The 21,622-nt window shown below is 56.8% G+C and carries 22 protein-coding genes; 13 read left to right on the top strand and 9 right to left on the bottom strand.

The annotated features are described in order from the left end of the window. From ABF979_RS10185 to ABF979_RS10205, 5 genes are all read left to right on the top strand, one after another. Positions 1-456: energy transducer TonB (locus tag ABF979_RS10185; RefSeq protein WP_415559562.1), on the top strand; the 456-nt coding region annotated here is incomplete at its 5' end. Between the two features lie 141 nt (positions 457-597). Continuing rightward, positions 598-1,677 (top strand): MotA/TolQ/ExbB proton channel family protein, encoded by a 1,080-nt coding sequence (locus ABF979_RS10190; protein WP_080951457.1) that lies wholly within the window; start codon positions 598-600, stop codon positions 1,675-1,677. Positions 1,678-1,681: 4 nt separating this feature from the next. Beyond that, positions 1,682-2,107, top strand: a complete 426-nt coding sequence (locus tag ABF979_RS10195; protein ID WP_202208093.1) for an ExbD/TolR family protein — start codon at positions 1,682-1,684, stop codon at positions 2,105-2,107. Between the two features lie 73 nt (positions 2,108-2,180). Beyond that, positions 2,181-2,615 (top strand): ExbD/TolR family protein, encoded by a 435-nt coding sequence (locus ABF979_RS10200; protein ID WP_202208094.1) that lies wholly within the window; start codon positions 2,181-2,183, stop codon positions 2,613-2,615. A 3-nt stretch (positions 2,616-2,618) separates the two neighbouring features. Further along, positions 2,619-3,866: a hypothetical protein gene (locus tag ABF979_RS10205; protein ID WP_415559564.1), complete on the top strand. Its 1,248-nt coding sequence runs from the start codon at positions 2,619-2,621 to the stop codon at positions 3,864-3,866. 60 nt (positions 3,867-3,926) lie between these two features. On the opposite strand, the gene flgH is transcribed toward ABF979_RS10205, so the two are convergent. After that, entirely contained in the window at positions 3,927-4,673 is a 747-nt protein-coding gene (gene flgH / locus ABF979_RS10210; RefSeq protein ID WP_415559566.1) for a flagellar basal body L-ring protein FlgH, read from the bottom strand. A gap of 245 nt (positions 4,674-4,918) precedes the next feature. Here flgH and ABF979_RS10215 point away from each other — a divergent pair, with 245 nt between their 5' ends. The 3 genes from ABF979_RS10215 to ABF979_RS10225 all read left to right on the top strand — a co-directional run bounded on the left by ABF979_RS10215 (position 4,919) and on the right by ABF979_RS10225 (position 7,835). Further along, positions 4,919-6,478 carry a carbohydrate porin gene (locus tag ABF979_RS10215; RefSeq protein ID WP_415559568.1) on the top strand — a complete coding sequence of 520 codons (1,560 nt, stop codon included), beginning with the start codon at positions 4,919-4,921 and terminating at the stop codon, positions 6,476-6,478. A gap of 78 nt (positions 6,479-6,556) precedes the next feature. Beyond that, complete coding sequence (locus ABF979_RS10220) at positions 6,557-6,724, top strand: hypothetical protein (protein WP_167386170.1); 168 nt, start codon at positions 6,557-6,559, stop codon at positions 6,722-6,724. 205 nt (positions 6,725-6,929) lie between these two features. Further along, positions 6,930-7,835: an NAD-dependent epimerase/dehydratase family protein gene (locus ABF979_RS10225; RefSeq protein WP_202208097.1), complete on the top strand. Its 906-nt coding sequence runs from the start codon at positions 6,930-6,932 to the stop codon at positions 7,833-7,835. A 76-nt stretch (positions 7,836-7,911) separates the two neighbouring features. Here ABF979_RS10225 and ABF979_RS10230 read toward each other — a convergent pair whose 3' ends face one another. Next, a complete protein-coding gene (locus tag ABF979_RS10230) occupies positions 7,912-8,556 on the bottom strand; it encodes a D-sedoheptulose 7-phosphate isomerase (RefSeq protein WP_202208098.1) in 645 nt (214 codons plus the stop codon). Between the two features lie 208 nt (positions 8,557-8,764). Between ABF979_RS10230 and ABF979_RS10235 the strand changes: the two genes are divergently transcribed. Then, positions 8,765-10,510 carry a glycoside hydrolase family 13 protein gene (locus ABF979_RS10235; protein ID WP_415559571.1) on the top strand — a complete coding sequence of 582 codons (1,746 nt, stop codon included), beginning with the start codon at positions 8,765-8,767 and terminating at the stop codon, positions 10,508-10,510. A gap of 26 nt (positions 10,511-10,536) precedes the next feature. Here ABF979_RS10235 and nagA read toward each other — a convergent pair whose 3' ends face one another. Genes nagA through ABF979_RS10260 form a run of 5 tightly spaced genes read right to left on the bottom strand, consistent with a single transcriptional unit; the run spans position 10,537 to position 16,134 of the window. Beyond that, positions 10,537-11,646, bottom strand: a complete 1,110-nt coding sequence (nagA, locus tag ABF979_RS10240) for an N-acetylglucosamine-6-phosphate deacetylase (protein ID WP_415559573.1) — start codon at positions 11,644-11,646, stop codon at positions 10,537-10,539. Continuing rightward, positions 11,643-12,923 carry a glucose/galactose MFS transporter gene (gene gluP, locus ABF979_RS10245; RefSeq protein WP_415559575.1) on the bottom strand — a complete coding sequence of 427 codons (1,281 nt, stop codon included), beginning with the start codon at positions 12,921-12,923 and terminating at the stop codon, positions 11,643-11,645. The genes nagA and gluP overlap by 4 nt, the downstream gene beginning before the upstream one ends. Beyond that, a complete protein-coding gene (locus tag ABF979_RS10250; RefSeq protein ID WP_415559577.1) occupies positions 12,920-14,206 on the bottom strand; it encodes a D-tagatose-bisphosphate aldolase, class II, non-catalytic subunit in 1,287 nt (428 codons plus the stop codon). Before ABF979_RS10250 ends, gluP begins: the two co-directional genes overlap by 4 nt. 3 nt (positions 14,207-14,209) lie before the next feature. After that, a complete protein-coding gene (locus ABF979_RS10255; protein ID WP_415559578.1) occupies positions 14,210-15,163 on the bottom strand; it encodes an SIS domain-containing protein in 954 nt (317 codons plus the stop codon). A gap of 11 nt (positions 15,164-15,174) precedes the next feature. Further along, positions 15,175-16,134 carry an N-acetylglucosamine kinase gene (locus ABF979_RS10260; RefSeq protein WP_415559580.1) on the bottom strand — a complete coding sequence of 320 codons (960 nt, stop codon included), beginning with the start codon at positions 16,132-16,134 and terminating at the stop codon, positions 15,175-15,177. Positions 16,135-16,312: 178 nt separating this feature from the next. Here ABF979_RS10260 and ABF979_RS10265 point away from each other — a divergent pair, with 178 nt between their 5' ends. From ABF979_RS10265 to ABF979_RS10280, 4 genes are read left to right on the top strand one after another with little or no spacing between them, the layout of a single operon-like run. Next, positions 16,313-17,095: a DeoR/GlpR family DNA-binding transcription regulator gene (locus ABF979_RS10265; protein ID WP_415559582.1), complete on the top strand. Its 783-nt coding sequence runs from the start codon at positions 16,313-16,315 to the stop codon at positions 17,093-17,095. Position 17,096: 1 nt separating this feature from the next. After that, positions 17,097-17,477 carry an oxalurate catabolism protein HpxZ gene (gene hpxZ, locus ABF979_RS10270; RefSeq protein WP_415559584.1) on the top strand — a complete coding sequence of 127 codons (381 nt, stop codon included), beginning with the start codon at positions 17,097-17,099 and terminating at the stop codon, positions 17,475-17,477. A gap of 31 nt (positions 17,478-17,508) precedes the next feature. Next, complete coding sequence (locus tag ABF979_RS10275) at positions 17,509-17,688, top strand: DUF4089 domain-containing protein (RefSeq protein WP_046900228.1); 180 nt, start codon at positions 17,509-17,511, stop codon at positions 17,686-17,688. Further along, positions 17,685-19,019, top strand: coding sequence for an AtzE family amidohydrolase (locus ABF979_RS10280; protein ID WP_415559586.1), 1,335 nt, complete (start codon positions 17,685-17,687; stop codon positions 19,017-19,019). Before ABF979_RS10275 ends, ABF979_RS10280 begins: the two co-directional genes overlap by 4 nt. 46 nt (positions 19,020-19,065) lie before the next feature. Here the strand turns inward: ABF979_RS10280 and ABF979_RS10285 are convergent, their stop codons facing one another. After that, complete coding sequence (locus tag ABF979_RS10285; protein WP_415559598.1) at positions 19,066-20,631, bottom strand: gamma-glutamyltransferase family protein; 1,566 nt, start codon at positions 20,629-20,631, stop codon at positions 19,066-19,068. 39 nt (positions 20,632-20,670) lie between these two features. After that, on the bottom strand, positions 20,671-21,552 hold the full coding sequence (locus tag ABF979_RS10290; protein WP_415559588.1) for a LysR family transcriptional regulator: 882 nt from the start codon (positions 21,550-21,552) through the stop codon (positions 20,671-20,673). Positions 21,553-21,622: the final 70 nt, after the last annotated feature.

Here is a 21,622-nt window from a genome sequence, read left to right on the forward strand (position 1 = left end):
GAACAGCCGCCGCCGCCGTATATTCCGCCGCCGAAGATCAGTGTTCCGCCGCCGCCCAAGGCGATCCAGCGGGTCACACACGCCAAGCCGCCGCATCCGGTTCCGCCGAGCCCGACGCCTGCACCTGAGCCTGTTCCGGCTCCTCCGCAGGGTCCGCCAGCTCCGGCAGTGCCTGATCACACGGCTGGCGCGTCTCCGATCAACGGCGCCAAGCCGGAGTATCCGGAGGAAGCCCAGGAAGAGAACCGTGAAGGTAAAGTTACGGCTTCCTGCGACATTCTTCCAAACGGTCACACGGCAAACTGCGCGATTGTCAGCTCCACCGGTGGTCACGAGTTTGTGGAAAGTGCGCTCGACTTCCTTCGTCGAGCCCGGTACCAGCCCGCCGTCGTTAACGGCGCTCCGGTTACCGAGCATCACCACATTCTGCACGTTGACTTCACGATGGGCGACTAAGTGTCCGTCAGCCAGTAGTCCAATAAGATTGCCTCTTCGGATCAGGTGGTTCGGAGAGGTTCAGGAAAAGGGCCGGTCCCCATATGGCCGGCACCCCAGACAGCTCCTAAAACGGGCATCTCTAACGAGGATATGGAGTTCATGACCAGACTGTTCCGCCTTCCTGCTCTTGACGTTCCGACGAAGGCGCGCGCCGTCCGGGCCAGCGCCATGGCTCTGACGCTGGCCCTGGCTTCGGGTGCAATCGCACCGGCCGTCGCTTTCGCTCAGCCTGCACCGGCTGATCAGAGTGCTCCGGCTGCCGCTCCGGCCGATCCGTCGGCAGTGCCGCCGGCTCCGTCCTCGGACCCGTCTGCTGCACCTGCTGCTTCTGCACCGAATGATGCTGGCGCTCCGGCACCTGCCGCCGGTGATGCAGCTGCTCCTGCTGACCAGACGCCTGCTGCTGCTGCCACCCCGGGTGAAAGCGCAACGGCCGCCCCTGAAGCTCCGGCTCCACAGGGTAACCCGTACGGTCTTGGCGCTCTGTGGGCCAATGGTGACGTGATCGCTCGTGGCGTTCTGATCATCATGGTTATCATGTCCGCTGGTACCTGGATCATCATGGTCATGAAGTTCCTGGAGCAGGGCCGTGTGTTCGCTGCTTCCAAGGAAGCTTCCCGTGAATTCTGGACGAAGCCGTCCGTTCAGGCTGGCGCTGCGTCCCTGAAGGCTTCTTCTCCGTTCCGTTACATCGCTGAAACCGGTATTGTTGCTGCAGAGCACCACGAAGGTTCCATGCGTGATGCGATCGACCTGCACTCCTGGACGGAAATGTCCATCGGGCGCTCCGTTGACACCATCAACACGCGTCTTCAGGGCGGCCTCGCGTTCCTCGGTACGGTGGGTTCCACCTCTCCGTTCGTCGGTCTGTTCGGCACGGTTTGGGGTATTTACCACGCTCTGACCGCCATCGGCATTGCAGGTCAGGCGTCCATCGACAAGGTTGCTGGTCCGGTGGGTGAATCCCTCATCATGACGGCAATTGGTCTTGCAACCGCTGTTCCGGCCGTTCTGGGTTACAACCTGCTCGTTCGCCGTAACAAGGGCGCTATGGATCGCGTTCGCAACTTCGCTGCAGACGTTCAGTCTGTCCTGATCGGTGGCTTCCGTCACGGCGTGTCTCCGGAAGACGGCGGCATGTCAGCTCCGACCACCATCACCACCAGCCAGCGGGTCTGATACTATGGGAATGAACGTCGGAGGAGGCGGCGGTGACGACGAGGTGGTGTCGGCAATCAACACCACTCCCCTCGTCGACGTCATGCTGGTGCTGCTGATCATCTTCTTGATCACCATCCCAGTCGCCACGCATACTGTGAAGCTGAAGCTGCCGGTTGATGCAAATCAGCCGACCCAGACTAAGCCGAATAATGTTGTTCTGGCAGTGACTGCGAATGGCCAGGTTTTCTGGAACACCACACCGGTCCCAACGCATCAGGATCTGCTGAACCGCCTTGTAGAGGTGGCTAAGCAGAAGCCTCAGCCGCAGGTCCAGATCCGTGGTGACGGTGCTGCCAAGTATCTGGCAGTTGGCCAGGTGGTCGCTACAGCTCAGGAAGCTGGTATCGCTCACGTGGACTTCATCACCGAGCAGCCCCACTCGAACTGAAGGTCTGCCGGGCCGTTATAGAAAGAACGGTCCGGCAACCTCTTTCACGTCACCCTTTTGGAGAACCGCCGTCATGGGCATGAGCGTCGGATCGGACAGCACGCACGAAGACGAAGGTATCGTCGATATCAACACCACGCCGTTGATCGACGTGATGCTGGTGCTGCTGATCATGCTGATCATCACCATCCCGCTGCAGACACATTCGGTGGCGATCGATCTGCCTCAGGGCAATCCTCCGCCGTCTACCGAGCAGCCTAAGCTGGTGACTGTCAGCATCAATTACGACAACAGCATTTCGTGGAACAGCGAGCCGGTCAGCTCGGAAGCAGCACTTCAGGCTCATTTTGAGGCCGCTGCTGCTGAAGGCGATCAGCCCGAGGTCCATATTCATCCTGACCGTCTTGCCGATTATAAAACGGTTGCCCACGTCATGGCTGACGCTCAGCGTCTCGGTGTGACCAAGCTGGGTATCGTCGGTCTGGATCAGTTCATGGAAGGACAGTAATTCGTGTCTTTGTCCCTTAACCGCCGTCTGAGCGCCCGCTCCCTTCTGCTGGCTGGTGCTATTGGTGCAGCTCTTGTTGCTGGGCCTGCCGCCCATGCTGACGATGTGCTGGGCCAAGCTGTCGGCAAGGATCTTCAGCAGGCGCAGAGTGCTCTTGCCGCGAAGAGCTATGAAAAAGCCATGGCTGCGGTGGATGCCGCGGATGCGGTCAAGGGCAAGACGGATTACGAATCCTATACCATTGCCCAGATGCGTGCAGCGGTCGCTGCTCAGTCCGGCAACGTGGCTGCGGCAACCAAAGCTTATGACGTTCTGATCAATAGCTCCCGCACGCCGAAGGCTGCGAAGGGTCAGATGCTGATGGCTCAGGCTACCATGGCTTATAGTGCCAAGAACTATGCGGCCGCCATTCCGCCGACCGAGCGTTATTTGCATGAACACGGGCCTGACCCGCGCATGCAGACGATGCTGATCCAGTGTTACTATCTTCAGGGTGACTGGAAAGGAACAGCCAAGGCTGCTCAGGAGCAGGTGGACGCAACGATCAAGGCAGGCAAGATTCCTGCTGAAAATCAGCTTCAGATGCTCGCCACCGCTTATACGAACCTGAAGGACGCGGACGCCAAGACGCACGCCTACGTCCTGCTGGCCAAGTATTATTCCAAGCCTGATTATTGGGCGATGCTGATCCATGATCTGGTCGCAAATCCTAATCTGGCACCGCCGCTGGTTTTCTATGTTGAGCGTCTGCGTCTGGCGACGGGGGTCCTGAAGGATCCGTCCGACTACCAGGACATGGGTGAGCGCGCTGTTCAGCTGGGTCTGCCCCAATTGGCGCTGAACCTGCTCAATCAGGGCTATGCCAACAAGTCTCTGGGTAACGGTCCGACAGCCGCTGGCGATGCGAAATTCCACGCATTTGTTGCACAGCGTGCCGCTGCTGACCGTGCACAACTTGCTCAGGCTGCTGCGTCTGCTGCCACGGATCCCTCTGCAGGTCCTGCTCTGACAACGGGTTATAATCTTGTTCTGAATGGTCAGGCTGATCAGGGCCTTGCCCTGATGAAAACCGGCCTTGGGAAGAAGCCACACTATCCGGATCTGGCCCAGATTGAATTTGGTATGGCGCAGATGGACGCTGGTCATAAGGCTGATGCCATCAAGACCTTTGAATCCATCACTGGGAATGGTCCCGCAAAGGACGTTGCCGAACTTTGGGCTCTTCTGCTGTCTCGTCCTGCCGCTCACTGAGCTGGATAAGAGCTAAGATTTTAAGGAAAACGCCGGGTTATTCCCGGCGTTTTTTTTTGTTTAGAATGGTAAAATCGAGTCCATAACCTGCTGTCCGTAACGAGGGGTCTGGATCTGGGTGATGGTCCCTCTGCCACCGTACGAAATGCGGGCTTCCGCCATCCGATCGTGGGTAACGGTATTGTCCGCCGTTATGTCCTGTGGCCTGACAATGCCGCTGACACCGAGCTCACGTAGTTCACTGTTGACCCGAACTTCCTGTTTCCCCATCACGACGAAATTCCCGTTTGGAAGAACCTGTGTGATGGTTCCTGCCAGACGAAGGGTTACCGTTTCATTCCGGATGATCTTTCCTGTCGCGCTGCTATCGCTACTGCTGGTCGTGTTCAGGCTGTCAGCACCCGTTACAGCGCCGATGACTCGTCCTTTGATTCCAAACAGATTTGGGATTCCAAATTTTTCGTTGGCAGCACGATTGGCTGTCGTGCCGTTATTGAAAGCAGCGTTATCGGTGATGTCCACAATGATCGTGACCAGATCCCCAACCTGAGAGGCACGCTGGTCCTTGAAGAACGCACGGCTACCACTTCGCCACAGGCTGGAGGCTTCCTGCGGAGGGGGACGCAGGGGGGGCATGGGCATTGTGACAGGGCGATAGCTTGCTGCTAATGTTGGGTCGGTAATGGACGTCATGCGTGGCGGCCGCCCAACCTCAGAGAGCTGGGCTAGCGAATTACAAGCGGAGAGGGCAGGTATTAGCCCGATCAGCCCCAGACAGCGCATAGCATGACGAGATGGAAGCAACATGTATGGGGCAATTCCGTTTGTTCTGAACAAAACGACCCAAACATATGTTTCGTAAAAAACGGGTTAACTCTGTGCCTAAGTGGGGTGTTTAGCGCACTTTTCTCCGGTTTATGAAAGTCGAAGTATCCATATTGTCTTCGCTCCAACGCTCATGCAGTGGGAGGGGCAGCATTTGCAGGATGGAAGCTGATGTCGTCGTGTGCATAAACAGGGTGGGTTGAAGCGACATCAAGGAAAATTCATTTTTGAGCGGTGATAGTTCGATAAGCGATCACGTAAAAAGCGATACGGAAGAAAGCTGCATGGCCGTTGTGCGGCGAATGATGCGTGTTGCTGTTTCCGTATGTGTGCTGTCCTCGGCCGGTGGCGCCATGGCTGCCGATCCGGCGTCTGAAGCGTCTTCGCCCGAAGGACGTACTGCGTCAGATCAGGCCAGTGGGGAAACAGAGGCTGCACCGTTGTCAGCAGGGGCTGCGGAGCTTTTGCCTAAAGCGTCGGCCTATGAAGACCTTGCCGGAAACCTGTCTGCTCCGCCTTCGCTTTTTCCTTTTGTGAATGACGCTCATGGTTGGTTGAGACGCCATGGAACGATTGCCCAGTTCGACAATATGAACGAGATGATGGGCGCTGTGACGGCTCCGACCAAAGGGTATGGTTACAAGCAGGGCGCGTCTAATGCCGGCCAGTATGCTCTGAATATTGTCACGGATTGGAACCGTCTGGCGAAGCTTCAGGGCTTTGCGACTCATGTGATTTTCATAGGACGCTACGGCACAACGGCTAACCGCATGTTTGGAGACTGGCTGGCTCACAGTCAGGAGACCTATGGTGGTGGCGGAAACGTCGTGGTGCATCTTGTGATGGCATATGGGGAGCAGCACCTGTTCCAGAACCGACTGGCAATCGCAGCGGGGCGTATGTCCCAGCTTTCGGATTTCGCCGCCGGTACTGTGTTTTGCTCCTTCGTGAACAATAGCTTCTGTGGTCGCCCCAAAGGTGCTTCTGACAGCGCCTATTACAGCTCTTATCCGGCGTCTGTCTGGGCGTTGCGTGTGAGAGGGCGTCCCTGGCGGCGGGATGTTTATGTCGAGACGGGTGTCTATTTTGCGGAAGAAGGCATTTATTCGGTCGCGCAACACAGAACAGGGTTCAAGCTGAATGGCTCGAATATTGTTGGTGAAATCTTTCCCGTAGAAATCGGATGGCAGCCCATCTTCCGTCGCCCTTCCGGAGAGCTGGCGTATCCGGGCCATTACAAACTTGGCATAGCCGTGGAGACGATGGGGCGGTCTGAGAACTTTCTGGATACGTTGGGAAACCCGTATGCGGATAGCGGATATTCTGCTGCCCGACATAGCGGTTCGTGGTCCACCTGGCTGATGGCGGATCAACGAATCAAAGGCTCTAGAATCAACCCACAGGGCGGTGTGACGCTGATGGGGGGGGTCGTACTGAACGAGCCTCGGACGGCACTGAGAGACCGGCAGATCTATCTGGGCGCAACCTGGAAAGGTTTCTGGGCTGCGCGGCCATCAGACACGATTGGACTGGCGGTCTCGTATGTTCATATCGCGTCAGGTGTGCAGAGAACTGAACGGATTCTTCTGGCTGCCGGCAAGTCTCTGCCTTATCGGGCGACGGGCTTGCAGACGCATCAGGAAGTTGCAGAGCTGAACTACACGTTCGCAATCGGCCGTGCGATGACGTTTGAGCCTGATCTTCAATATTACCATAACCCGAACGGGCAGGTGAACTTACGGGATGCCGTTATGATGGGCTTCAAGAGTCATATCGAAATCTTCTGAATTCGTTACGTGGAGGGAACCGGAAACGGCGCTGATCGTTTCTGATGGCTTCACCGTCTTTTCGGAGGATTACTCCACGTGCGTAAATCGATACTGCTTCTTCTGGCCCTTTCCGTGTCCTGCGTGACGTTGACGGCCTGCGAACACCACCGGACGTTCGGTGAAAAGGTGCGTGACACCGTTGATCCGCCGAAGGGCCCGATCGAACGCGCTGGCCGTTCTGTTGATCGTTCTCTCGGGAACTGATCCTGTACCCCAGCACAAGAGTTGCTCTCTTGCCCCGTGACTGAATGTGGTCGAGAACGAAGGGATGGCGGAACGGCCGTACCTTTGTTCGGGCCTCAGATCCGTCAGCATGGGAGAATGATCAATGCTACCTGTTTCGGAAAATTCGCTTCTTACGTCCTCTGACCCTCTCGGCTCCTTAGGGTGGTCGGTGTGAGGGCAGGCAATGCGAATTCTTCTTACGGGTGGTCTTGGGTTTGTTGGAACCCATTTGAAAACACGCCTTAAGGACCGGATGCCCGATCATGTTCTGATTGAAGGGCAACTGAATATTCTGGACCGTGAGGCTGTAGAGCGTGTGGTGCAGGACACACGGCCCGATGCCTGCATTCACCTTGCTGCCGTGTCATCGGTTCTGGAGGCCAGTCAGGACACGCAGCGCGCCTGGCAAGTCAATCTGGACGGAACGATGAATCTGGCGGAGACGTTTCAGAAACACGCCCGCCACATCCGTTTTGTCTATGTGTCTTCAGCTGAAATTTATGGTGCCTCTTTTGCGGAAGGCGTTCCCCTAAACGAAACTGCGACTGTAGCACCGTTGAATTCTTATGCAGCCAGTAAGGCGGCGGCTGATATGGCGGTAGGAATGATGGCGAAAGAGGGTCTGCACGCTGTGCGGATGCGGCCCTTCACGCAAGCTGGAAGCGATCAGGATCCGAATGCCATCCTACCCTTTCTGGCCGCTCAGGTCGCTCGGGTTGAGGCGCACCAGCAGACGACCATTACGATAAACCATCCGGATGTTGGGTATGACATCACAAATGTTCGGGATGCCTGTGATGCTTATATCGATGCCCTGACGCTACCCGAGGCTCCTGCGGATGGCACGATCCTGAATATTTGCAGCGGTGAGACCAGAACGGTTCGTGCCATGTTGAATGACCTGATGGAGATGGCGGGCGTCAAAGCAGACATCTGCCTGGACTCTACGCGTCAGACACCGTCAGGACTGCAGAATATGCGGGGTGATCCGTCTGAAGCTCAACGCATCTTGGGCTGGACGGCGCAGATCTCCTGGAAAAACACTCTTGAGGAAGTTCTGAACGACTGGCGCTGGCGCATCCGGTCCTGATAATTCAGGGCATGGACCCGGCGGACAGTGACCAGGGTCTGTCTGCTGGGTCCATGCTCAGTTCACTGGTGCCTGCTCAGTGCTGTTCGTGAATGGAGGATTGTGGGCACAGCGCCCGCTCAACCAGCGCGCAGACAATATGTGCGGCTGTAATATGCATCTGCTGGATCAGGGGCGTCCATGCAGAAGGAACGCGGAGTACGAAGTCCGCTTCCGGAATTTCGACCGACGTCTGGCCTGTAAAGACGATGGTTGTGACCCCTTGCGAGCGAGCAGCCTTGAGTGCTTCCACGATATTCGGCGAACGCCCGGATGTGGTGATGCCAAGGAAAACGTCGCCCTTGCGACCCAGAGCAAGTACCTGTCGGGAAAAGACGTGGTCAAAGCCATAGTCGTTGCCGATGGCCGTCAGGCTGGATGTGTCCGTTGTTAGGGCAATAGCGGCCAGTGGGCGACGGTCATACATCAGGCGGGCCGTGAATTCGCCAGCAATGTGCTGGGCATCCGCCGCGCTTCCGCCATTTCCGGCAACCAGCAGCTTTCCATCGTCCTGCAGCGCGGATGTGATGGTCAATGCAATGCCTGCCATCATTTCTGAGCAGGCTTCATCTTTCGAGAAGGCCACCATCGTCTCGGCTGACTGGGTAAGATAATCCTGCATATAATTCCGTTCGGAAGCAGAAAGATCATTCAGCAGGGTGGATGTCTGGTTCGTGGACATCAGGGTCAAGAACTCCTGGAGCGCAATAGATAAGGGCGGTGGCGTAGCTCCTTCAGGCTCACCGACATGCCAGAGACACAGACTGTTTCGAGGCGCATCTGTCAAGCGACTGACTGATAAAGCGGTCTCGTTAACTTGTACGGTAAAGGTTGAAACGCTTTTTCCTGGTGCGTCGTTGAAGGCTTATATCCGCGAGGAGATAGCCCGGATGTCACAGCCTTCCCCCAACGATTCCAACGCACCATTCCTGACAGCCCTTCGTGCCAGTGAAGCCAATACGCTCGACAAGAGGCGCTGGTGGAAGGAAGCTGTGGTTTATCAGGTCTATACACGGTCATTCTGTGATAGCGACGGGGATGGAATAGGAGATCTTCCGGGTCTCATCAGCCGGTTGGATTATCTGCAATCGCTCGGCGTACAGGTGATCTGGCTGGCCCCGCACTATGACAGCCCGAATGTTGATAACGGGTATGACATCCGGGATTACCGCAAAGTTGATCCCCTTCAGGGGAGCATGGAAGACTTTGACCGTCTGGTAGCAGGATTAAATGCCCGGGGAATGAAGCTCATTGTGGATATTGTCGCCAACCACACGAGTGATCAGCATGCATGGTTTCGGCAGAGCCGAGCCGGGCGGGATAATCCCTACCGTGATTTCTATATCTGGAGGGATGGCCGGGATAGCGGTCCGCCCAACAACTATCTGTCCATTTTTGGCGGGAGTGCATGGGAGAAGGATGAAGCGACAGGGCAATATTATTTGCACTATTTTGCCCGGGAGCAGCCCGATTTGAACTGGGAAAACCCCCAGGTCCGGGAAGAAATATATAGCATGATGCGTTTCTGGCTCGACCGTGGTGTGTCTGGCTTTCGGCTGGACGCAATCTGCTTTCTGTCCAAGTTATCAGGCCTCAGAGACCTTACGCTCGCCGAGATGGAAAGTCTGGAGCATGTTTATGTCACAGGCCCCAAGGTACATGACTATCTCCAGGAAATGCATCGGGAGGTTTTCGCTGACCGGGACCTGCTGACGGTCGGAGAAGCTTTTGGCGTTCCGTTTGAAGAGACCCCGGCTTTTGTTGCGGAAAGCCGACGGGAAATGACAATGGTTTTTCATTTCGAAATCGTTCGTCTTGGCCGCCATGACTGGCAGGTACAGGACTGGACGATCAAGGATCTCAAGGCCGTTCTGAGGGGGGAAGATACGTCTTCTGGTCCAGAGGGCTGGCTGACGTCTTTTCTGGAAAACCACGATAATCCCCGAGCTGTCTCATGGTTTGGAGATCCGTCGCCCGAAGGGCACGGCCCGTCAGCCAAGGCGCTGGCAACAATGCTCCTGATGCGGCGTGGGACGCCCTATATTTATCAGGGGCAGGAAATTGGCATGACGAATATCCGGTTTGATGGGATCGAGGATTTCGAGGACATCAATGCCAAGGGCATCTGGGATAATACTGTTGGTATTGGAAAAATGTCCGCAAAGGAGGTTTTGTTCAGCCTGTCAAAGATCAGTCGGGATAATGCACGAACGCCCATGCAATGGGATGGAACGTCGCGCGCGGGTTTTACGAGTGGTGTGCCTTGGTTTCGGATTAATCCAAATCACACAGACATCAATGTGGCCCAGCAGGAAGCTGACCCCGGGTCCATTCTGAACTATTACCGCCGCTTGATTGAGCTGCGCGCTACGCATCAGGCGCTGATTTACGGTACATTTGAAGACGTGGATCCAGACCACCCTTCGGTGATTGCGTTTACGCGTACGCTAGAGGACGAGCAGTTACTTGTTCTGATCAATATGTGTGGGGAACAAGAACACTATATTCTGCCGCATGGTCTGAAAATATCTGAAGTTCTGATCGACAGCACGTCTGCTCAGGCAGCGGACGTGCTGCCTGATCTGAAGCCCTGGCAGGCAGGCGTTTATCGGCTGGCACCACCCGCGGATATCTGAAGAGACGTCTGCTCAGTTAGGCAGCCTCAAAAAGTTCTTTGCCCACCAACCCAGACTTCCGCGATTTGCAGCGTGTCATCCAGAACGGTGAAATCGGCCAGGAGGTCGGGAGTAATTGTGCCCCGATCATGAAGGCCAAGATAAGTCGCTGCATTGGTGCTGACGAGCCGTGCAGCTTCCGGAAGTGACTTTCCGGCCTGCACGGCATTGCGCACAGCCTGATCAAGGGTCAGCACACTTCCTGCCAGAGAACCTCCGGGAAGACGGACAACGCCATCCTGGATCAGGACGTCCTGCCCGCCCAGACTGCTGGGGCCTTCCGGTTCACCCGTTCCCCGCATGGCATCTGTTACGAACAGGAGGCGGTCTCCCATAACGCGTGAGGCCAGACGAAAGCTGGCGGGGTGCACGTGGTAGGTATCGAAGATCATCTCCGCATAAGCGGTATCGCTGCACATGAGTGCCGTTACAGGGCCGGGTTTACGCCCCTCAATTGCAGACATGGCGTTGAAAAGATGGGTCGCACCAACGGTTCCGCCAGCTCCACAGACAAGGCAGATGGCGCGTTCGGCGCCTTCATGATCTGTGGTGGTATGGCCGAGACTGACCCTTACGCCAGCCGCTGCAAAACTGCGCATGGCACTTTCTGCATGGTCCAGTTCGGGAGCAAGCGTGACAACGCGGACACACCCGGTTTCGACAGCTTCCTGAACCCGGTTAGGGGAGGGAGGAATGGCAAAGGGAGGCTGCGCACCCAGCTTGTGGGGACTCACAAACGGCCCTTCCAAATGGGCTCCATAAATGCGCGGACCGTTTTCCACCCCGCGTTCACAGACTTCCGCGACGGCTCTCAGGGCATTCATTACGTCATTCCAGGGTGCCGTAATGGTTGTCGGGAGAATGGTCGTAGTGCCGTGAGACATGTGGAACCGGGACAGTGTTTCAATGGCTTCCACGCCGTCCATGGTGTCGGCCCCACCGCCACCGTGAACATGTCCATCAATGAAGCCCGGAAGAATGTAACGATTGCCGGCGTTTTTCAGTGGCTCAAGATCGTGGATATGGGTGCCGAAGGTCACGCGACCGGGGACGATCCGGTCCCGGAGTACGAGATTTCCATCGAGATGAGACGTCATTGTTTCTGGTCCAGTGGGAGAAGGCCCGTCTGTCCGTAGCGGCGAGCGTAGAAAAGAACTGCGAGATAGGATGGCAGAACGAGGAGGGCGAACATTGCCTGAAACCCGACATAAGGCTTCAGCAGGACATAGATCTGCGGAATGATCGCACCGCCGCTATACGCCATGACAATCAAGGCCGATGCCAACGGGGTCCAAGGGCCGGCACCCCGAATGGCAATTGGGAAGATCGTCGGCATGATCATAGCATTTGTGGCGCCCAGCAGAGCGACGCAAAGTACGGAGGCGTAACCATATGTCAGGAAGGCCGCAATGGTCAGGATGCAGCCGCCAATGCAGGAGAATTCAAGAAAGCGTTCCTGCGTGATGATGCGTGGAACAACAACGAACCCGGCGACATAACCAGCCAGCATTCCGGCGAGGGTCAGGGAGGTGAAGAACTTGGTCTCGCTTAGGGGAAGGCCAAAGCCCTGCCCATATGTCCCGATAGCGTCGCCCGCCATGACTTCGATACCGACATAAATGAACATGGCTGCAATGCCGAAGACGAGATGCGGCCGGAAGATTTTCTCACTGCTTCCGCTCACGCTTGGAAGTGGCGGAGCCTGAAGTTCCGGCAGGGGGAAAAAGATCACGCCCACGGCAGCGACCAGAAGAACGACAGCCATGCTCATATAGGGCGCATAAATGGCATGGACGAAGCTGTTTAGAATGGCGTCTCGTGCTTCTGGTGTTGCAGCAAGCTGCGCTTTCTCCGCGACATTCCCGATATCGCCCATGACGACTGTGGCCAGGACGATAGGCGCCAGAATGCCGGCAAATTTATTACAGACACCCATGATGGCGATACGCTGGGCGGCCCGTTCGGACGGACCAAGCAGGCTGACCAGTGGGTTGATGACGACTTGCATCAGTGCAAGCCCTGAACCCAGCACCAGAAGCCCAGCCAGTGCGCCGCCATAAATGCGCATGGAGACGAATTGCCCGAAGAGGGTCACGCCTGCCGCACATAAAACCAGTGCTCCAGACAGACCGCGACGTAGACCTAGTGAACGGGCGACAAATGATGCGGGAATGGAGAACAGGAAATACGACAGGTAGAAGACCAGAGGCACCAGAAAGGCGCTGACGTCTCCCAGTGAGAACGCAACCCGGACAAACGAGATCAGTGGTCCGTTCAGCCAGGTCACAAAACCCATCATGAAGAAGATGGCGGCGGCAACACCAAGTGGACCAAGGCCGTATGAGCCAGTCAGGCTATCCGGGGAACGGTTCATGTCACTTCTGCTCCACAGGCCTGATCGTACAGGCCAAGAACTGTGTCGATTGCGGAAAGAATTATGGCGCGCGGATGCCGTGGAAGCAGTCCGTCGCGGATTTTTTCGTACTGCACAGGCAGGAATTGGCTCAGAAGCGGGTCTGGCAGCCCTGTTTCTTCAAGCTGTCGCAGAAGCGTTTCAACAGCCGCTTCCGCATCAGGTTGAGGCCAGTAATAGCGGATGCGGTCGCTGTAAGCATAGTGATGGAGAATGGCGAGCTTGCTCTCCGTGCCTTCATAGTGGCCACGCCACTGCGCGGGTTGCTGTGTCATGATCCGTTCCATGACCATTCGCAGGCTTTCCTGCTGCGGCAAAAGGACAGAGCGGATGCTGTCCAGCCCATACAGGGCTTCACGCAGGGCAAAGGTCAGGCCCGGTCCGACTTTCAGAAGCAGAAAGCCGTCTTCCACAAGTGCGCGCAGGGCGGGGAGGGGCTGATAATCAGTCGAATGGGCCTCGAAGATCTGGCCCGGCATTTGGTTCAGTGTGGCCGAGAGGGACTGCGCGCGCGGCCGGTCGTAAATCACCACATCTTCCACACCGAATTCCACTCCTGGCTGAACGACAAGCCCGATCACACGGCCCCAGACATCATCGCCCAGAACCCGGCGGAACAGCGTTTTGTGAACCTGAAGTGTTGCAGTGGCAGCGTCCGGAGAGGTTGGCTCCAGATGGTCCAGAGCTTCAGCCGCACCACCCGGAACGGGGACTTCCGTTCCAATGATATAGACGGCCTGACCGGGAGCCGCGCTTTCGGCGCGCTGTGCAAGGGCGCAGGCGCGCTCGGCAACGGTTTCATCGGAAAGCGCAACCGGTTCGCCCGCGCAGCCCATGCTGGCATCGAGGTGCAGCTTTACGAAGCCCGCTTTTGCAAAGGCTTCGATCATGGTCAGGGCCTTGTCCATGGCCTCCTGCGGGGGCAAGGATTTCCATGGATTGGGGCCAAGATGGTCACCGCCCAGCAGAACAAGATGCGCCGGGCAGCCGACCTTAGCGGCAATTCCAAGCACAAGATCCCGGAAATCTGCCGGGGTCATGCCGGTATAACCCCCATCCTGATTGACCTGATTGCAGGTCGCCTCGATCAGAACATGTCGCTTGGTCCGGGCAGCGCGTTGAAGCGCCGCCTCCAGCACCAGTGGGTGTGCGGAACAGACAGAGGTCAGTCCTTGACGTTGGGCTTTCGGAACGTCTGGATCGTGCGTCTGGCGAACGAGGTTCAGGAACGGAGAAAGGCTCATGAATCAGGCGATCGTCACAACTTTGGTCAGATGACGAGGGGCCAGAGTATCCAATCCCTTTGAGCGCGCGACATATTCGCCGAAAAGCTGAAGCACTGGCAGAACGACCAACGGGCGTACATCTGCGCCTTCCTTAACGGAAAGAGAGACGGTGCCGGGGCCACCAATGCCGAGAATGTGCGCGCCCTTGCCGATCAGATCCTTGGCAAGAATGCTCTCTTCTTCCAGCGTGTCCGGGTGGTACAGGAACACGACAAGCGAACTGTCATCAATCAGGCTGATCGGGCCGTGACGGTATTCCAGCGGATGATGCGCTTCCGTCTGGCTCAGGCTCATTTCCTGAAGTTTTAGGGAGCCTTCTCGGGCAACGCCATAAAGAGCACCAGCGCCCAGAAACACGAAATGGGAACGGCCTTCGATTAGAGCCTTGAGCTGCGGATCTGCGGCGTTAAGGAGTGCCTCGGCAGCCTTTGTTGTTTCCGGCGTGACGGAAATACCCGCATAACGCAGACCCATCAGCAGCATCAGACTAGCCGACGCTGTCATGACAATGCCTTCTTCCGCATGGGTTTCGGCCAAGACGGTTTCGTCTGCGTTCTTCTCGAGACTGGTCTCTTCCGCGCAGGTGAAAGCTGTGACGTGCAGCCCGTTCTTTCGGCTTTCGATGGCAGCGGCAACCGTCTCAGTCGACTCTCCGCTGCGTGAAAGAGCTAGAATGTTTGGGCGAATTGAGGACGGCACATAATCCTGCGGGCGGCGTGTCCACTCATTGCCTGCAACAGCACGCGAAAACACACCGTTGGCGTTCAGGCTTGCCGCGATTGAATCCGCAATATGAACGGATGTTCCACATCCCACGACGACCGTGAAAGTCTCTGGGTCCGGATGCACATCCTGCATGTCTACCTGGTTCCAGAGAGGAAACTGTTCGCGAATACCGCGCTCGGTAGCGTTCATAAGAAAACCTTTCAGGCCCCTGAGCCTACGGTGTCGAGGGTACGGGAGAGGGATTGAATCCAGTGTGTATCTGCGGTCCATCCGGCCTGTCGGGCAGCAGAAATGAGACCTCCGCCAATGGGAGGGAGAAGGGGAGGGCGAGGTGCTCCGCATTGTTTTGCGATGGCATTTCGCAGGTACGCGCTTTGAAGCGTACCGCCCGCATAGCTCCAGGGAAGGTCTAATCCCGGCATTTTTCTACGCGCCGCAATGATATGCGTGGCCAGATCGGATGCGGCCTGATCCAGAAGAGCCATGGCCGGGACACAACCGTCTTCGGCCAGAACAGATACGTGACGGGCGAGAGCTGCAACGGCAGAGCGAGGATGCTCAAGGGTGCCATACCACTCCAGAAGAGCAGGCGTGCAGAGTTCCGGGCTGGATGGCAGGCCCATGGCCTCAGTGAAGGGCGCCAGGAAGCAGGCATCCTGCGTGTTTCGACCATCGAGAATGTGCGTCAGCAGTGCCAGGGCGTTTCGGCCAATCTGGTAGGCGCTGCCTTCATCGCCAAATAGGCTCCCCCATCCACCGACCCTGCAATGTTTTCCAGCAGCATCGGAAGCCCAGGCCATGGAGCCTGTTCCAGAGAGGAGAAGAATGCCGGGCTGTCCGCCAAATGCGGCTGAGCAGGCCATATCCACGTCATTTGTGAGGGAGTATGGAATGTCTTTAAGGTTTTCGGAGACAGCATTTTTTTGCCGGGCGCAAAGCGTTTCACTTTCGCCGTATCCGGCTAGTCCAAGTCCGACAGACTGGGTCTCGACAGGGAGCGCCTGCAAAAGGCCTGTCAGCCTCTCGCGCCAGAGGGGTTGGTCAAAAGGGTTTGTTCCGCCTGTCTGCCGCCTGGCGGCGACTGTTCCATCCTGACGAAGGACAACAAGGAGAGTCTTGCTGCCCCCGCCATCAATCGCTGCGATACAGGGTTCAGTCACGGCCAGGCTTTCTTTGCGGGTAGTATGATCCTCATCTGATCAGACTAGTCAGAGGCCAGTCATGTCAAGTCATCTTTCTGAGCGAAACGTTCCGATTTCGATCATTTTATGCATGCTTTTTGAAAAATATGGGTATGCTTCGGCATACCGTGTCATGGCTCAGTAGGGAGAGCGTCTTTTGGCTTCTGACCGGCTGGCTCAGATCCGGCATTACCTTTACCTGAACGGAATGAGTGGTATCCACGAGCTGGCCAGACAGGTGGATGCCTCTCTTGCGACGATCCGGCGGGATCTTCAGTTGCTTGAAGAGCAGGGCATTGTCATCCGGACACGCGGCTGTGCTTCCCTGACTGCTTCCATCGATCGAGAGGTTGCGTTTGAGGCGCGGGAAAACCACGCACTCGAACACAAGCGAGCCATTGCGGATCTGGCCTTTTGCCGTATCGAGCCAGGATCAAAGGTTTTCTTTGATGCCGGGACAACCGTTCTGCAGCTCGCGCGGCGTCTGCGCATTTCTCCCATGCCGCTGACGGTCTTTTCCAACAACATCATGGTCTCGGAAATGCTGAGCGGTGTTGAAGGTGTTGAGACGATTCTTCTTGGTGGAAGAGTGAGGCATACCAATCGCAGTCTGGTCGGACTTTTGGCCGAGCAGGCACTGGAGAAACTCTGGTTCGACCAGGTATTTCTTGGCGCCAGTGCTGTGCAGCCAGACGCGACGATTTCGACGCCCGATGAGGAAGAGGCCAGGCTCAACGCTCTTATGATGAGACGGACCGATGCCTGCTTGCTCCTCGTGGATAGTACGAAATTCGGCCGTCATTCTACTTACAACGTCGGGCATCTGGATCAGGTATCCTGCATTTTTACAAACACCGATCTTGATGCCCGACAGGTTCAGTCTCTGCGAGACAATGGGCATGAAGTCGTACTCGCGGGGCACGCAGAAGGAAAAATATAGGATGCTGAATGACCCCAAAATTCTGGCTGAGGTTTCAGGCCTGGCTGATCTTTATGAAAAAGCGTTGGGTGAGAATGATCTTCAGACCCTGGATGACCTCTTTTATGCGGGGCCGGAGACAGTCCGGTACGGGGTTGGTGAAAATCTCTATGGCATCGAAGAAATCAGGGAATTCCGGAAGCAGCGGCCAGGAGGCTCTCCGCCACGGGATGTGCTGAAACGCGTCATCACGGTGATTGGTCAGGATGCTGCCGTGGTTGATCTGGAGTTTCAACGCCGGGGTGGTTCCAAAATCGGCCGTCAGAGTCAGACATGGTTTCGTACACAGAATGGCTGGAAGATTCTGGCTGCGCATGTTTCCCTGATGGCCGACATATCCTGAAGACTGACTCTGAAGAGGCGACGGCAGCAGCATGAATCTTTCGGAAGATAAAGAAATCGAGGTTCTCGCAACGGCGAATGGCCTTGTGATACCCGCTGAATTTCATAAGGGCGTTCGGATGAATCTCGACCTTCTGCGTTCCTATGCAACCCTGATTGAGGGAATGGAACTGTCAGACAGGCTCGAACCTGCGTTCGAGTACGAACCATGAGCGGGCTTGAATTTCGCACGCTGGACATTGCTGCGCGTGTTCGAAGCGGCGAGTTATCTGCAACAGACGTAACCAAAGCTGTTTTTGCAGACATCGCCGAGCGGGATGGAGCATTGAATTGCGTCACGCGTCCCCTCACGGATCGGGCATTTGCCGCTGCTGCTGCGGTTGATTCTGCTGTTGCGGAAGGCCGTGATCCTGGCGCGTTGGCGGGTGTCCCATTCGGGATCAAGGATCTGTTTGATGTGGCCGGTCAGGTTACGACAGCGGGTTCGAAGGTGCTGGCAAATGATCCACCTGCGACGCGGGATGCCGCACTCGTGGCACGTCTGATCGAAGCGGGAGCCATCCCTGTAGCACTGACAAACATGGACGAGTTCGCTTACGGCTTTGCGACGGACAATGCCCACCATGGCGTCACACGCAACCCTCATGCGCCGGATCATCTGGCCGGTGGTTCGTCTGGTGGATCGGCGGCTGGAGTGGCGGCGCGCTTGTTTTCGCTTGGCCTGGGGTCCGATACCAACGGGTCCATCCGTGTTCCAGCCTCTTTGTGTGGTGTTTGGGGGCTCCGGGGAACGCAGGGGCGTTTTCCAATTGAGGGTAGCTACCCGTTTGTTGCCAGCCTCGACACAGTTGGGCCTTTTGCGGACAGTGCGGGCGGTTTGAGAGCGTGTTTTGAGGCATTGGTCCGGACGGAAAACGCACCTGTTGATGTTGGTGGCTTGAAAGTGGCGCGTCTGGGTGGATGGTTTGCGGAGAACATGTCCGCTTCCATGCAGGAAGCAGTAAACGCACTGGCGGCCCGGCTTGGTGCCAAAAATACGGTGGAACTCCCTGAAGTTGCGCGGGCGAGAGCGTCTGCTTTCGTGATCAGTGCCTCGGAAGGAGCAGCACTTCATCTGCATTGGCTGCGCACACAGGCGAAAGATTACGATCCGTCAGTGCGTGACCGTCTGCTTGCTGGTGCCCTTTTGCCGGCTTCCCTGATTTTTCAGGCGCATCGTCTGAGGAACTGGTTCCGCGCACGGATGCACGAGGCTTTTGCTGATGCAGATATTCTGCTGGCGCCTGCTGTGGTGGGTGAGGCACCGCGCTTTGATCAGCCATTGATTGAAGTAGGGGGTAAAATGGTCTCTGCGCGTGCCAATCTGGGGCTTTATACGCAACCGCTGACGTTGGCAGGCTTCCCGGTTTTGACGGTCCCGATGAAAACGGCAGGACTGCCGTTGGGAGCCCAGCTTATTGCGCGCCCGGGCAGGGAAGATCTTCTTCTGGCTCTAGGTGAATCCCTTGAGCGGGATGGAACTGCCGAAGCTCGATTGGTCTGAGCATGAGAAGGAGGCGCTTTTACAGGAGCGCCTCCTTCTCTTTAAGTTACCAGGCCGCCACGGAACCATCGCTGCGTGGGTCGGTAGCCCCTTCGAGGCGACCATTCGCATGCCTTACGATGGCTCCGGCATGTCCCATGATGGATGACATGCCAGGAAGCTGCTCAATCACATGTCCTGCATCGTGAAGAGCCTGCACCACCGTCGGATCAAATCCAGGCTCCAGTTTGAGCGACGTACTTTCCTGCCCCCATGTGCGACCCAGGAGCCAGCGGGGACGGCAGATCGCCTCCTGCAGTGGAACACCGTGTCGGGCATAGCGGCTGAAAACGGCGGCCTGTGTCTGGGGTTGGCCTTCACCCCCCATGGTTCCGTAAACCATGACGCGGCCATCATTGAGACGCGCAGCGGCGGGGTTCAGGGTGTGGAAAGGTTTTGAGCCGGGAAGCAGGCAGTTCCAGCCAGAGGGTTTCAGGCGGAATGAAGATCCACGGTTCTGCCAGAACAGACCGCTTTGCGGCAGCATCACACCGGAGCCGAACTCGAAATAAAGGCTCTGGATCATGCTGACGGCTACACCGTTGCTATCAATGGCACCCATCCATGTCGTGTCGCCCCATTGGGTTTCTTCCGTCCAGGGGAATGCTTCGGCCATAGAAATGCGGGCGGCCATTTCGTCCAGCGCTGACGGGTTTTGCAGAAGGGCGCGAATATCGTCTTCCGCGGTTGAGCGGCCATCGATTTCGCGATTTCGGTAACGAAAAGCCTGCTTCGTGGCCTCGATCAGTCCGTGAAGGTGCTCATAACTTTCTGGCGCGTCGCATTGTGGAAGACGATCTTCCAGCGCGAGGATCAGCAGAGAGGCTGCACCCTGTGTTGGGGGTGCCATATTATAGAGTGTCCCCATTGAGGTCTGAACATCCAGTGGCGCTTTGACTTCAGCGCGATGAGACAGGAAGTCTTCCAGACGCAGGGGGCTGCCAGCGGCCTCAAGATCGGCCGCCATGCCTTTTGCCAGATCGCCCTCATAAAAACTCCGCAGACCGTGGTGAGCGAGGCTTCGGAGTGTAGCCGCCAGAATAGGCGAGGTCTGAATTTCTCCTTCCTGCCAGGGAATATCGTCAGGGATGCAGAAAGACCGAAAAGCCTCATTTCCACAAAGCTCCGCCTGCTTTTCCTTCAGAAGTGCGGCTTCGCTCTCCGAAACGACGCGTCCTGTGCTGGCATAGTGAATGGCATCGCGCAGGAGGCGGTCAAGTGGCAGGGCGGGCTGTTGCTTGGCACTTTCTTTCAGGGCTGCTTCCCATCCAGAGACCGTTCCGGCGACGGTATTGGCCGCCAGACCGCCGCGCCAAGGGATGACGCTGTGACCAGCCTGAGCATACAGATCCAGCGTGGCATTTCTGGCCAGCCGTCCGCAGGCATCAATCGCGATGGTCTGTCCGTTCGGATAGGAAATCAGCCAGAACGAGTCCCCACCGAGGCCTGTCATGTGGGGGTAGACCGCAGCCAGTGCGGCGGCTGTTGCTACAATGGCTTCAATAGCTGTCCCGCCATCCTTCAGGACGTCCAGTCCAGCCTGACTTGCGAGGTGATGGGGGGATGTCACCATCCCGCGGAGAGAATTGGGCGTCTGCATGGAAAATACCCGTCAGGAAGGAGAGGAAGATTGGAGGCGGGAGATATGGTCACACAAAGTCTGGATCAGCAGCTCTTCTGGCCCCTGAGCCGTCTGGTGACGTGTGGCCGCAATGAAATCGACATTCGGGACAAGCGGGAGCGAGGGCGTCTCGTAGAGGGAAAGCCCCTCAGTCTCTCGCAGAAACCCGGGTTGTGCCGTAATGCCGTATCCTGCACGGACAGCGGCCAGAATTGCGCTCAGATTGCCGCTGGTGAAGGCGATGTGCCACGGGAGTTCGGCACGGTTCAGGGCTTCGATTGCAAGGCGCCGGGTCACGCTGCCTTCGGGAAAAGTCACCAGTGGAATGGACTGGCCTTCTGTGAATGGTGTTTGCGCTGGGCCAAACCACCGTAACTCTTCGGTCCAGAGCTTTTGACCATGCGTTTCGGAAGAGCGCCGCATACCGCAGAGCAGATCAATTTCGTCATTGTCCAGAAGGCGCGTCAGGGATGAACTAAGCCCGACTGTCATTGTGATCTGAAGAGACGGATGGGCAGTGCGAAAGACACCCAGAATTTCCGGGAAACGCGTTAAGAGCAGGTCTTCCGTTACCCCCAGCCGTATGGTGCCGCGCGGTGTACCATCCCGAAAATAGGCAAACAGACTGTCTTCAACCTGCAGAAGGCGTTGCCCTAATGAGACGAGGGCCGTGCCGTTTTCCGTGAGGCGGACGGTCTTGGTGCTGCGTGCCAGGAGACGAGTGCCCAGTTGCTCCTCAAGTCGGCTGACATGCTGGCTGATGGTTGACTGACTGACGCCCAGCATCTGAGCGGCAGACGTGAAATGCAGAGTTTCTGCGACCGCCAAAAACGACTGAAGATGCATGGGATCAAGGTGGGTTTGATCTTTCATGCGAATATGTGGGGTGAGTTTTATCACGAGGTCAACTTGATCTGGTCCCGTTATGAGCGCAAACTTTATC

It is taken from the genome of Gluconobacter sp., from assembly GCF_047723935.1.
GTDB lineage: Bacteria > Pseudomonadota > Alphaproteobacteria > Acetobacterales > Acetobacteraceae > Gluconobacter.